General features: G+C 60.6%; 11 protein-coding genes. 3 read left to right on the top strand and 8 right to left on the bottom strand.

Going from position 1 to position 12,863, the window contains the following annotated elements; genetic code table 11:
* Positions 1–13: 13 nt before the first annotated feature.
* The 6 genes from ACA073_RS16345 to ACA073_RS16320 all read right to left on the bottom strand — a co-directional run bounded on the left by ACA073_RS16345 (position 14) and on the right by ACA073_RS16320 (position 6,987).
* Positions 14–433, bottom strand: coding sequence for an organic hydroperoxide resistance protein (locus tag ACA073_RS16345; protein WP_497397760.1), 420 nt, complete (start codon positions 431–433; stop codon positions 14–16).
* Positions 434–734: 301 nt separating this feature from the next.
* Positions 735–2,291 carry an amino acid permease gene (locus tag ACA073_RS16340; RefSeq protein ID WP_497397758.1) on the bottom strand — a complete coding sequence of 519 codons (1,557 nt, stop codon included), beginning with the start codon at positions 2,289–2,291 and terminating at the stop codon, positions 735–737.
* Between the two features lie 114 nt (positions 2,292–2,405).
* Positions 2,406–3,566 (bottom strand): iron-containing alcohol dehydrogenase, encoded by a 1,161-nt coding sequence (locus tag ACA073_RS16335; RefSeq protein ID WP_497397756.1) that lies wholly within the window; start codon positions 3,564–3,566, stop codon positions 2,406–2,408.
* Between the two features lie 3 nt (positions 3,567–3,569).
* Positions 3,570–4,961 (bottom strand): aldehyde dehydrogenase family protein, encoded by a 1,392-nt coding sequence (locus tag ACA073_RS16330; protein WP_497397754.1) that lies wholly within the window; start codon positions 4,959–4,961, stop codon positions 3,570–3,572.
* Positions 4,962–4,968: 7 nt separating this feature from the next.
* Positions 4,969–6,342, bottom strand: coding sequence for a glutamine synthetase family protein (locus tag ACA073_RS16325; RefSeq protein WP_497397752.1), 1,374 nt, complete (start codon positions 6,340–6,342; stop codon positions 4,969–4,971).
* A gap of 159 nt (positions 6,343–6,501) precedes the next feature.
* Positions 6,502–6,987 (bottom strand): adenosine-specific kinase, encoded by a 486-nt coding sequence (locus ACA073_RS16320; protein WP_497397750.1) that lies wholly within the window; start codon positions 6,985–6,987, stop codon positions 6,502–6,504.
* A gap of 225 nt (positions 6,988–7,212) precedes the next feature.
* Between ACA073_RS16320 and ACA073_RS16315 the strand changes: the two genes are divergently transcribed.
* Complete coding sequence (locus ACA073_RS16315) at positions 7,213–7,602, top strand: c-type cytochrome (protein WP_497397748.1); 390 nt, start codon at positions 7,213–7,215, stop codon at positions 7,600–7,602.
* Between the two features lie 303 nt (positions 7,603–7,905).
* Here the strand turns inward: ACA073_RS16315 and ACA073_RS16310 are convergent, their stop codons facing one another.
* The gene (locus ACA073_RS16310) at positions 7,906–8,190 is read right to left on the bottom strand and encodes a hypothetical protein (RefSeq protein ID WP_497397746.1); all 285 of its coding nucleotides are present in this window, start codon (positions 8,188–8,190) and stop codon (positions 7,906–7,908) included.
* A 267-nt stretch (positions 8,191–8,457) separates the two neighbouring features.
* Between ACA073_RS16310 and ACA073_RS16305 the strand changes: the two genes are divergently transcribed.
* The gene (locus ACA073_RS16305; protein WP_497397744.1) at positions 8,458–10,134 is read left to right on the top strand and encodes a tetratricopeptide repeat protein; all 1,677 of its coding nucleotides are present in this window, start codon (positions 8,458–8,460) and stop codon (positions 10,132–10,134) included.
* Between the two features lie 33 nt (positions 10,135–10,167).
* Here the strand turns inward: ACA073_RS16305 and ACA073_RS16300 are convergent, their stop codons facing one another.
* Entirely contained in the window at positions 10,168–10,932 is a 765-nt protein-coding gene (locus tag ACA073_RS16300) for an alpha/beta fold hydrolase (protein ID WP_497397742.1), read from the bottom strand.
* Positions 10,933–11,148: 216 nt separating this feature from the next.
* Here ACA073_RS16300 and ACA073_RS16295 point away from each other — a divergent pair, with 216 nt between their 5' ends.
* Entirely contained in the window at positions 11,149–12,825 is a 1,677-nt protein-coding gene (locus tag ACA073_RS16295) for an MFS transporter (RefSeq protein WP_497397740.1), read from the top strand.
* The last annotated feature ends 38 nt before the right edge of the window (positions 12,826–12,863 follow it).

Below are 12,863 nucleotides of genomic sequence, written 5' to 3'. Positions count from 1 at the left end.
CTTGGCGCCCCGGTTAAACCAGGTTAATCACGACGTCGATGTTGCCACGGGTCGCCTTCGAATACGGGCAGGTCTGGTGCGCGGCATCCACCACGGCTCTCGCAACAGCATGATCGAGGCCCGGAAGACTCACGTTCAGACGCGCCTGAAGGAAGAACGCGTTCTCGGTTTTTCCCAGGTCCACTTCGGTATCGACAAATACGTCAGTCGGCAAAGTCACCTTCAACGCAACGGCTGCCTTCCCCATAGCGCCGATGAAGCAGGCCGACCAACCTGCAGCCAACAGTTGTTCAGGGTTGGTGCCGCTGCCTGAAGAACCAGGGGCGGAAAGCTTGATGTCCAGACGTCCATCGTCACTTCGCGACTCGCCGTTGCGGCCTCCGGTCGTGTGGGTCTTGCCGGTGTAAAGCACGGTTTCGATTGCATTGATCATGGCGGGTTCCTGCTGAGGTTTTTGGGCTCTTCTATATCGCTGTTCATCGGAAAACGTCTGAATGTGCGATGTGGCCCACTTTTTCAGCTTCATGTAGTGCGGATGTGTCCTGATCCGGCGCTTGTGTAACGCTGTGTAAGATCGTCAGAGTAAATACACACTGATACAAATCGAGCACCGAGCGTAATACCTGTAGGAGCGAGCTCGCTCGCGATGGACGTTAACGATAACGCGTGTGTTCTGAATAAACGCGCCGTTCTTGAGTCCATCGCGAGCGAACTCGCTCCTACAGGTAAAACCTTCACGCCTGCTTGTTCAACGCCGCTTCAGCCGCCGCAATTTCCGCCTGACGCTTGACGATCAGATCGCCCATCGGCGGACCCTGAAACCGCCGCGCTTCAAAACCAAACCAGACGATGGCCGTCAGCACCAGAAAACCGATGGTGATGTACAGCGCCCAGTCGTTCGGTGGCTGGATGCCGATGACGAAGATCACCACCATCGAGAGCACTGAGAGAATGGCAAACAGCGAATACAACCCGCGCCCCATGTTCCACGGTCCCATGGTCGGCCACTTCGCGGTCCCGTAGGTGAACAGGCCCAGCACGATGGGGATGATGAAAGAGAAGAACAGGAAGATCACCGTGCAGGAGACCACGATGGTGTAGACCGGCGTTGCCCCGATCGAGATCACCGACGATCCCCAGACGAACAACACCGCCAGGGTGGCGCCGGTCCAGATGGCTGCCACCGGGCTCCGATATTTCGGAGACACCGAGGCCAGTGCTTTCGAGCAGGGCAGGCCGCCGTCCCGGGAGAACGCGAAGATCATGCGTGACACCGAGGTCACGGTCGCCAGCCCGCAGAGAAATTGCGAGGCGAAAATCGCCACGTAAAGCGCAAGTTTGATGTTCGGGTTCACCTGGGTGTTCATGGCCCAGAAGAACACGCTCCAGCCCTGTTTCGCCGCTTCGTCCATGCTCGGCAGCATCAGGACGAACGCGCTCAGCATCACCCAGCCGAACAGCAACGACCAGACCACGGACATGACCATGCCGCGCGGCACCGACATGGCCGCATTGCGGGTCTCTTCGGAGGTGTGCGCCGAAGCGTCATAACCAGTGATGGTGTAGATGGGCAGCAGCAGGCCGAGCATGAACACCCAACTGTTCGAAACCTGTGGCCAGACGCTGCCGCCGGCCTCGCCGGAATAGTTGCCGAAGGTCCACAAACGGGCGAACTCATAACTCGGTGCCGAGATCAGGCAGACGATGGTCAAGGCAAGCGCCGTGGCGAAAATCAGGTAGCCCGAGAAGTCGGTGAGCTTCGCGGTCAGACCGATCCCGAAATGGTTACACAAGGCCTGGATGCCGGTCAGGATCGCCAGAAATATCACCCTGACCGTGGTGGTGTCTTCCATGCCCAGGGCCGGTCCGAAGGCACCGAAAAAGAAGTAGTAAGTGCCGACGTTGATCGCGCCCAGCACCGTGACCAATCCCAACAGATTGAACCAGGCCGTCAGCCAGCCGGTGAAGCGGTTACCAAGAATCGAGCCCCAGTGATAAAGACCGCCAGCGGTGGGGTAGGCCGAGGAAATCTGCGCCATGGCCATGGCAAACACCCCGGATATCAGGCACCCGATGGGCCAGCCGATGCCAATCGACGCACCCCCTGCGCCCGAAGTGCCCTGGGCCAGTGAGTTGATGCCGCCGGAGAGTATGCAGATGATCGAAAAGGAAATCGCGAAGTTGGAGAAAACCCCCATTCGTCGCGAGAGTTGCTGGGCATAGCCCATGCTGTGCAGCACCTTGACGTCATCGTCGTGCACGTCGGTGCCAGGCTGGCTTGCTGGGTTCATGCTGTGTACCCCTACAGGTTTTGATTCAATCCATTGGCGTCTGCGCAATGGGCTGGCCTTCAACACCTTGTCGTACTGCTCCTTGTTCCAACCGATACAACTGACTGCTCGGATCTAGAGACGGCCGTGATAAGCCGCATCGAAAATGTGGGCCACGCCGTCCTTTGTCAACGGCAGCGGGTTGCCGCCGGCCGAGGGGTCGACAATCGCCATGTCGGCGATCAGATCGGCCTGCCGGTCATCCACGCCCAGTTCCACCAGCGTATGCGGTACGCCGATGTCTTTGCGCAGCTTGAGAACGAAGGCCAGAAAGCTGTCGAAGCCCGGGGAGGGCAGACGCAGGTACGCCGCCAGACGGGTGATGCGTTCCTCGATGGCCTTGCGATTGAACTGCAGGACATAAGGCATGAACGTGGCATTGGTCATGCCGTGATGGGTGTCGTACAGCGCGCCCACCGGATGCGACAGCGCGTGCATGCCGCCCAGGCCTTTCTGAAATGCAGTGGCACCCATCGCCGCCGCCGCGAGCATTTGCGCCCGCGCCTCAAGGTCTGAAGGGGTGTGCACGGCGCGCACCAGGGCACTGGCCACCAGGCGCATGCCTTCCACCGCAATGCCGTCGGCCATCGGATGAAAACCGGGGGCGCAGTACGACTCCAGGCAATGGGCGAACGCATCCATGCCGGTGCCGGCGGTGACTTTTGCCGGCATGCCGACGGTGAGCGCCGGGTCGCTGATGACCACCCGCGGCATCATTTTCGGGTGGAAGATGATGCGTTTGGTGTGCGTGCGTTCGTCGATGATCACCGCTGCGCGGCCGACTTCGGAACCGGTTCCTGCCGTGGTCGGCACCGCAATGACCGGGGCGATGTGGCTGTCGTCGGCGCGGGTCCAGTAGTCGCCGATGTCTTCGAAATCCCACACCGGTCGGGTCTGGCCGCTCATGAAGGCAATGAGTTTGCCCATGTCCAGACCGCTGCCACCGCCGAACGCGACCACGCCATCGTGCTGGCCGGCGCGCCATGCTTCGAGCCCACCGGCCAGGTTGGCTTCGACCGGATTGGGCTTGAGGTCACAAAACAGCGCGACGCCCAGGCCGGCAGCGCGCATGGCTTCCAACGCCGCCGTTGTGATCGGCGCACGCGCCAGGCCACTGTCGGTGACCAGCAGCGGTCGCTCAATACCCTGGCTGCGACAGACCTCGGCCAGCTCGGCGATGCGGCCGACACCAAAGCGAATGCTGGTGGGGTAGTTCCAGTTTCCAGTCAGGTTCATGGCCTACACCTCGTGGCGCAGATGAAAGGATTTGGCCCGGGTCAGGTGCTCGTAGCCCAGGCGCGACAGGGTGACGCCGCGTCCGCTGTTCTTGACCCCGGTCCAGGCCAGCGCCGGGTCGAGGTAATCGCAGCGGTTCATGAACACGGTGCCGGTGGCGATCTCGTTGCCGAGGCGTTCGGCGGCGGCGAGATCCTGGGTCCACAGGGATGCGCTGAGACCGAATGCGCTGTCGTTGATCAGGGTGATGGCTTCGTCGTCGCCGGTCACGGGCATGATGCCGACTACCGGGCCAAAGCTTTCGTCGCGCATGACTGACATTTGATGAGTGACATCGACCAACACCTGCGGCGCGAGGTAGGCGCTGCCCGGCGCGTCGGCGGGGAAAGCCTTTGGATCGATCAACGCCTTGGCGCCTTGGCCCTGCGCGTCGGCAATTTGTCCGCGAACAAAATCGGCGGCGCCCGGTGTCACCAGCGGACCGAGCGTGGTGGCTTCATCCAGCGGATTGCCCAATACGTATTGGCGGGTCAGGGCGACGAAGCGCTCGACAAACGCCGGATAGATTTTTTGATCGACATAAATACGCTCGATCGCGCAGCAACTTTGCCCGGAATTGAAAAAGCTGCCATCCACCAGATTTTCCACCGCATGCTCAAGGTTGGCGTCTGCGCGAACGTAAGCCGGGTCTTTGCCGCCAAGCTCCAGGCCCATGCCGACAAACCGCCCCGTGGCGGCAGCTTCCATCGCTTTGCCGGCCTCGACCGAACCGGTGAAATTCACCTGCTGCACGCGGCCCGAAGCAATGATCGCTCCCGTCTGCTGATGGTCGAGCAGTAGGTTGTGAAACAGCCCCTCGGGCAGCTTGGCGCGACGCATGGCTTCGGCGAAACGTTCGCCGACCAGCAGCGTTTGCGTGGCGTGTTTGAGGATCACGCTGTTGCCGGCCATCAGCGCTGGAATGATCGTATTCACCGCCGTCAGATACGGGTAATTCCACGGCGCGACCACCAGCACCGTGCCCAGCGGTTCGCGTTTGATAAAGCGTCGAAAACCGGCAACAGGATCGGGTTCCACAGCTGCCAACGCGTCAGGCGCTATCGCGATCATGTGTCGAGAGCGTTCGGCGAAACCACGCAGTTCACCGGCGCCAAAACGCACCGGGCGACCCATCTGCCAGGCCAGTTCCGGCACGATCTCCGCCTGCATCGACAGCATCGCGTCAACGGCGGTGGAGCACAAAGCAGCACGCTCGCTCAGCGGCCGGCGCTGCCATAAAAGCTGGGCGGTGGCCGCCGCCGTCAGTGCCTGTTCGACCTGAGCTTGATCGGCACACTGGCGTTCGACATAGACCCGGCCATCGACCGGTGAGATGAGCTGAACCTTGGCCGTCATGATGTTCTCAATAGCGCTCGAAGCCGCGCTGCAGTTCCCAGTCGGTGATTCGCCGGTCGTACTCTTTCTGCTCCCACTCGGCGGTGTGCACGTAGTGATCGACCACTTCATCGCCGAACGCCTCGCGCAACATGCTCGACCCTTTGAGTGCGGAACAGGCATCGCGCAGGGTCTTCGAGACTTCCGGCAGATGTTCATCAAGGTAGGCATCGCCCTCGAACGGCGGCGCGAGTTCCAGCTTCTCGTCGACACCGGCCAGACCCGCCGCGATCAGCGCCGCGAAGGCCAGATAAGGGTTGAGGTCGGCGCCGCCGATGCGGCATTCGATGCGGATGGCTTTGCTGCCTTCGGCGCATAAACGAAAGCCGGCGGTACGATTGTCCCGGCTCCACACCGCCCGCGTCGGCGCGAAGGTGCCGGCCTGGAAGCGCTTGTATGAATTGATGTACGGCGCGAGAAAACAGGTGATGTCGTTGGCGTACTTGAGCTGCCCGGCGACCCAGGCGCGCATCAGTTTCGACATGCCGAATTCGGCCTTCGCGTCGAAGAACAGCGGCTTTTTCGCGTTCTTGTCCCACAGCGAATTATGGATATGGCTGCTGGACCCGGCGGCGTCATAGCGCCACTTGGCCATGAACGTGATCGACTTGCCTTGCAACTGCGCGATCTCTTTGCAGGCGTGTTTGATGATGACGTGGTGGTCGGCCATGGTCATGGCATCGGCATAACGAATGTTGATTTCTTCCTGGCCGGGTCCCCATTCACCCTTGGAGTTCTCCACGGGAATGCCCGACGCCTGCAGATGCTTGCGAATCGCCCGCAGCACCGGCTCCTCGCGGGTGGTCTGCAGGATGTTGTAATCCTCGATGTAATGGCCGGCGGTTTTTGGTTGGTGATAGTTGCGCTGGTGAATCGCCTCGTAACTTTCATCGAACAGATAGAACTCGAGTTCCGAGGCGAACATGCCGGTGTAGCCGCGTTCACGCAGGCGCTCGACCTGCCTTTTCAGAATCGCCCGCGGGCTGTGCGGCAAGTCCTTTCGATGGTGATGATCGAGCACGTCGCACAGCACCAGCGCCGTGCATTCCAGCCAGGGCACGCGCCGCAGCGTGGACATGTCAGGCTTGAGGACGAAGTCGCCATAGCCCTTGCTCCAACTGGCGGCGGCGTAACCCGGCACTGGCTCCATGTCGATATCGTCGGCCAGCAGGTAATTGCAGCAGTGGGTTTCTTCGTGGCCACTGTCGATGAAAAATTCGACCTGGAATCGCTTGCCGACCAGGCGTCCCTGCATGTCGACCATGCAGACCAATACGGTATCGATTTCACCAGCGGCAGCAGCGCGCTTGAGCGCGTCAAAACTGAGGAGGGGCTCGGTCATCACGTCATTCCTGCGTGAAAGGGTTGGGCCTGTCTGAGATAGCTGTTGCAGACGCTCTCCAGAACAACCAAAACCCTGCAGAACCGAGCATCGTGAGCAATGAGCTGATCCAAGCTTAGCCTACTGTTGAAAACTGCAAGTCCTTATGAGCCGCTAAATTCACAGCTTGTAGCCAATCTGCCGCAACAGATTCTTGCGCCACAGGATGTCTTCGTCGCCTTCAATATCCGTGGCACAGAAGCCATCCACCACACCCAGAATCGCTCGTCCCTGTGCTGTCTCGGCGAACACCACTTCAGTGGGGTTGGCGGTTGCGCAAAAGATCCGGCACACCTCTGGAACCGTCTTGATCGTGTTCAGTATGTTCAGCGGGTAGAAGCCGTCGCCCAGGAAAATGATGAAGCTGTGCCCGGCGGCGATGGCTTTTGCATTCTTCTGGGCCAGTTCGATCATGGCGGGATCGGTGCCGGACCACCGCACCAGGCATTTGCCCGAGGCTTCGCAAAAGGCCACGCCGAAGCGGATGCCCGGCACCGTGTTGATCAACGCTTCGTGAATGTCCTCGACGGATTTGATGAAGTGGGTCTGGCCCAGAATGAAATTCGTGTCTTGCGGCTTATCGATTTTCTGCGTGATGAGTTGCATCTCGAACACCTCCTTTCACGATGGTGCTGCCAGGGTCTGGCAACCGTTCAAGTCTCACGACTCATTTTAGGAGATTCACACGCACGCCGAAGCTTGAGTGACCAGTGCACGTCGGGCGGCTGCAATCGGGTAAGGTAGGCGCGAAAATGACCTTTCACAGGCGAAAGCGCAGCCGGAATCGCTTGCTGCACCGAGTGCGCCGATTGACTTCACTGGAACCGAAACATGATGAAAACCGCAGTCCACACCTTCGTCCTGGCACTGAGCGCAGGGGCATTGTGCGCGCCGGCGTCAGCGGCCGGCGATGCTGAAGCCGGGGCGGCACTGTTCAAGCGGATATGCGGCGGCTGCCATCAAGTCGGCGAGTCGGCACGGAGCGCCTTTGGCCCGCAACTCAACGGCATTTTCGGCCGTCCTTCGGGAAGCTCGGCGGACTACCAGTACTCCGACGCGATGAAATCCGCCGGCATTATCTGGACGCGCGAGACATTGACGGCTTACCTCGAAGCGCCGAAGAAAGTGGTGCCGGGCACCCGGATGATTTTCTGGGGGCTCAGCGATCCGGAGAAGATCGAGGATGTGCTGGCGTACTTGCAGACGTTTCAGCCGCAGTAGCCATCAGTCCGTCACGCTGATTATTTTTTCCACGAAAAAGCCCCGGCCTGAGCCGCCTAATGCTGGTTACTTAAGCGCGGGCACCCACATTTGTGGTGAGGGGATTTATCCCCGTTCGGCTGCGAAGCAGTCGCTAATCCGGACAATTAAGACTGTTTGGCCGGACGCTGGGGCCGCTTCGCGGCCCAACGGGGATAAATCCCCTCGCCACAAATTTTTGCCCGCCTGAAGATTTTCTTAAGTAACCAGCAGTAGGCGGATCAGGCCGGGCTTTTTGTTGAGTTTTGCGGTAAAGCTATTCATTCATACGGCGCGGTTTTCGATCAGGCGGTCGGAGCCACCTTCGGCAACGCGGTTTTCGATCAGACGATCGGAGCCACCTTCGGCAACGCGGTTTTCGATCAGACGATCGGAGCCACCTTCAGCCACACGATTCTCGATCAAACGATCCGAACCACCCTCAGCCACACGACTTTCAATCAGACGATCCGAGCCGCCTTCAGCGACAACCGGGTGAGCAGAGGAAGCGGCAAAAGCGTTAACTGCGAAAACCGAGAAAGCGATGCTGAGGAAGATTTGGCGTTTCATGAGGGTGTGCTCCGGGGTGTAGTTGTCGGGTATGGAGGCGATGTTACGCCGTGGAATTTTTAAGAGAACTTCATTGAATTGATGGTGACTATCGACGCTGGCAATGGTCCTCGGATTCCAACAGCGCTAGCCTGTCGTCGGCTGCACCGCTCAGCTACAACCGCCGGGGTATGCTGGACCTCTTGAACGATCGACGGTCTCCAGGAAATCAGACCGTGGCAAGGTGTTTCCTGCGAGGTTCCAGGCTCTGATCGAGAGGGTAAACCGATGCACGACTATTACGATTTGGGCACCTACAGCCGCCCCGTAACGACCCATTCGCCACAGGCCCAGCGTTGGTTCGATCGTGGATTGTTATGGTGCTACGGCTACAACCACGATGAATCCATCCGCTGTTTTCGCAAGGCGATCGAACACGACCACGATTGCGCGATGGCTTACTGGGGGATCGCCTATGCCTCGGGCCCCAACTACAACAAGCGCTGGGACGCGTTTATCGAACAGGAGTTGAAAGACGCCATCGCCCAGGCCCGACTGGCGACGCGTACCGCGCTGGCGCATAGCGACGGTGCAAAACCGGTGGAGCAGGCGCTGATCCGGGCGCTTGAGCAACGCTATCAGGCCGACGAGGCCGCCAGCGTTGAACAACTTTTCGACTGGAACGATGCCTACGCGGCGTCGATGCGCGATGTCTATAAAACCTTTCCCGACGATCCGGATGTTGCGGCGCTGTTTGCCGAAGCCTTGATTGACCGCACACCCTGGATGCTGTGGGATCTGAAAACCGGCGAACCCGCGCCGGGTGCCGACACCCTGGAAGCGCTGGCGGTGCTGGAGCAGGCGCTGCGGCGGGTGGAGCTATACGGTGATGCGCCGCACCCCGGCGTGCTGCACATGTACGTCCACACCCTGGAAATGTCGCCCCATCCCGAGCGAGCGTTGCGCGCCAGTGATGTCCTGCGTGAGCTGGTGCCGGACGCCGGGCACCTGCGCCATATGTCGTCGCACATCGACGTGCTCTGCGGCGATTACCGTGGGGCCATGATCACCAATAGCCGGGCGATCCTGGCCGACAGCAAATTCCTGGAGCGGGAAGGGCCGCTCAACTTCTACACCCTGTATCGATGCCACAACTACCACTTCAAACTCTACTCGGCGATGTTCCTCGGGCAATACCAACCGGCGCTGGACGCCGCCGCCGAACTGATGTCGACCATCAAGGAAGAACTGCTGCGCGTCGAGCAACCACCCATGGCCGACTGGCTGGAAAGCTTCGTGTCAATGAAGGTCCATGTGCAGATCCGCTTCGGCAAATGGCAGGACATCCTCGCCACTCCATTGCCCAATGACCAGGCGCTGTACTGCGTGACCACGGCGATGCTGCATTACGCCAGAGGCGTGGCGCACGCGGCCAGCGGGCATATCGCCGGTGCGGAAGCCGAACAACGACTGTTCATCAATGCACTGACGCACGTGCCGCAAACGCGTTACCTCTTCAACAATAAATGCACCGACATCCTGGCGGTGGCCGGCGCCATGCTGCACGGGGAAATCGAGTACCGCAAAGGCAACTACGACAGCGCGTTCACTCACCTGCGCGAGGCGCTGTCACTGGACGACAACTTGCCGTACGACGAGCCTTGGGGCTGGATGCAACCGGTGCGGCATGCACTGGGGGCGCTGCTGCTGGAACAGGGCAGGGTAGAAGAAGCCTTGCAGGCCTATCGGGCTGATCTGGGGCTGGACGACACGCTGAGCCGTGCGTCCTGGCATCTGGACAATGTCTGGAGCCTCCACGGTTATGTGGAGTGCCTGAATCGACTGGGCCGGGACGCCGAAGCCGCGGCTGCCCGGATCCGCCTGGACCTGGCCATGGCCCGGGCCGATGTGGAAATCACTGCCTCCTGTTTTTGCCGTGTCGGGGCACGGTGCTGTCAGGGGTAAACCCTGCGAAAACGGGCGCCACCACGTCCGTTTTCAGGCATCGAGAAACGCGTCGATCATCGGCACCAGCCATTCGGTGCGCGCGGTCACCTGCAGGTGATCGGTGCCGGGGAGCACAACAAGCTGCGCGTGCGCCAGGAGCCGGAACATCTCCACGGCATGTTCGGGGCGGATGACGTCCGCGTCGCCGACCACCACCAACGTCGGCGCGGTGATGCGGCGGATATCGTCGTCGGGGATGTCCTTGAAATCGCGCATGCGCCGGGCTGCCTTGTCGTGCATCAGCCGCAGGTTCCCGGGCTGTGGCGCGACCTTGAGATACGCCTCCTGTAAATGCTGCGGCATGTTCTCCAGCGTGGCGTTGGCCATCGCTTCCCAGAGCCACGGAAAGGCGCCGTCGCGATTGACCAACGCTGACGCCGCCACGATCTTGCGCACGACGTTCGGGTGCCTGATCGCCACCTGCAAGGCGATGGTGCCGCCATTGCTGAAACCGAACAGGTCCGCTTGCTCGATGTGCAGATACGCAAGCAATGCCGCCGTGTCGTCCGCGGATTGCTCGAAGCTGAACGGACGATCGACGATGTCCGCCGTGTGCCCGTAACCCTGTTGTTCAACGGCAATGACCTGACGCTCGGCCGCCAGCACCGGCAGGATCTGGCCGAACGATGTCTCGACGGTATCGCCGCCGCCATGCAGCAGGACGAGGGGCGGTTGCGTGGGGTTCGCCGCGCCGTGAATCTCGAAATAGATTCGCAGGCCGTTGACGGCGGCGTAGCCGGTTTTACGCTGATTCATGGCGGGTTCTCCGCGTATGTTCGGGTTTGCGCATGATGGCGAGTGGATATCTGCGCGAAGGTGATTATGCTTCAGGAAACCTTGCAGCGATGTGAGGCGGTCAGCCTGTTGCCAGGCTTTGTGCATTCCGTAGTCCGATGACTTCAGCCCAGGGCCTGGGTGCGGCAGTGTAGTGAGGTGCTCCGGCCTACAACAAGAGCAAGACGGAGAAGACTCATGGCCGCAATCGACACCACCACCACGGGCAACACGCCCCACCACGGGATCACCAGGGAGGAGCGCAAGGTCATCTTCGCCTCGTCCCTGGGCACCGTGTTCGAATGGTACGACTTCTACCTTTACGGCTCCCTCGCCGCGATCATCGCCAAGCACTTTTTCGCTGGCGTCAACGAGACCACATCCTTCATCTTCGCGCTGCTCGCGTTCGCGGCGGGGTTTGCCGTACGGCCGTTCGGCGCGATTGTGTTCGGCCGACTGGGTGACATGATCGGACGCAAGCACACCTTCCTTATCACCATTGTCATTATGGGTATCTCCACCGCCATCGTCGGTTTTCTACCCGGCTACGCGACCATCGGCGTCGCGGCGCCGGTCATCCTGATTACCCTGCGCCTGCTGCAAGGCCTGGCCCTGGGCGGTGAGTACGGCGGGGCGGCGACCTACGTGGCGGAGCATGCGCCGAAGGGCAAACGCGGTTATTTCACCTCGTGGATTCAAACCACCGCGACCCTCGGCCTGTTCCTGTCGCTGCTGGTGATCCTCGCCTGCCGCACCATCCTCGGCACTGAAGCCTTCGAGGCCTGGGGCTGGCGGATTCCTTTCCTGCTGTCGATCCTGTTGCTGATCGTCTCGGTGTACATCCGCCTGCAACTCAGCGAGTCGCCGGTGTTCCTGAAAATGAAGGCTGAGGGCAAGTCTTCCAAGGCGCCGCTGACCGAATCCTTCGCCCGCTGGGACAACCTGAAAATCGTCATCATGGCGCTGCTCGGCGGCACCGCTGGCCAGGCTGTTGTCTGGTACACCGGGCAGTTCTATGCGCTGTTCTTCCTGCTGCAGACGCTGAAGATCGACCCGCAAACCGCCAACTTGCTGATCGCTGGCTCCCTGCTGATCGGCACGCCGTTCTTCGTCATATTCGGCAGCCTGTCAGACCGCATCGGCCGCAAGGGCATCATCATGGCCGGCTGCATCCTGGCGGCGGCGACCTACTTCCCGATCTTCCACGCGTTGACCCAGTACGGTAACCCCGACGTATTCATCGCGCAGGAGAAGAACCCGGTGACGGTGATCGCCGATCCCGGCCAGTGCTCGTTCCAGTTCGACCCGGTGGGCAAGGCCAAATTCACCAGTTCCTGCGACCTCGCCAAGACTGTGTTGGCGAAGCGGGCGATTCCCTACAAGAACGAGAAAGCCGAGCCGGGTGCCGTCGCGCAAGTGCGCATCGGCGACAAGGTGATCCCGAGCTTCGAGGGCACCGCCATGCCGGCCGCCGACTTCAAGACCCGCAACGATGCCTTCGCCGCCACTCTCGGCAAGGCCCTCAAGGACGCTGGCTACCCCGAGAAGGCTGACCCGGCCAAGACCAATTACCCGATGGTGTTGTTACTGCTGACCATACTGGTGATCTACGTAACCATGGTTTACGGCCCGATTGCGGCCTGGTTGGTGGAGCTGTTTCCGGCGCGTATCCGCTACACCTCGATGTCGCTGCCGTACCACATTGGTAATGGCTGGTTTGGCGGCTTCCTGCCGACGGTGGCATTTGCCATGGTCGCGGCCACGGGGGATATCTACTACGGGCTGTGGTATCCGATCGTTATCGCGGTGATGACGGCCATACTCGGCACGTTCTTCCTGCCGGAAACCAAGGATCGGGAAATTCATCACACCTAGGGATGGCGTTCGCCCTCTCTCGCGGGGAGAGGGCAAGG

The sequence above is a fragment of the Pseudomonas sp. LBUM1670 genome (genome assembly GCF_059695695.1).
The sequence above is the reverse complement of the archived record's forward strand: the minus strand, read 5'-3'. Positions and strand labels throughout refer to the sequence as shown.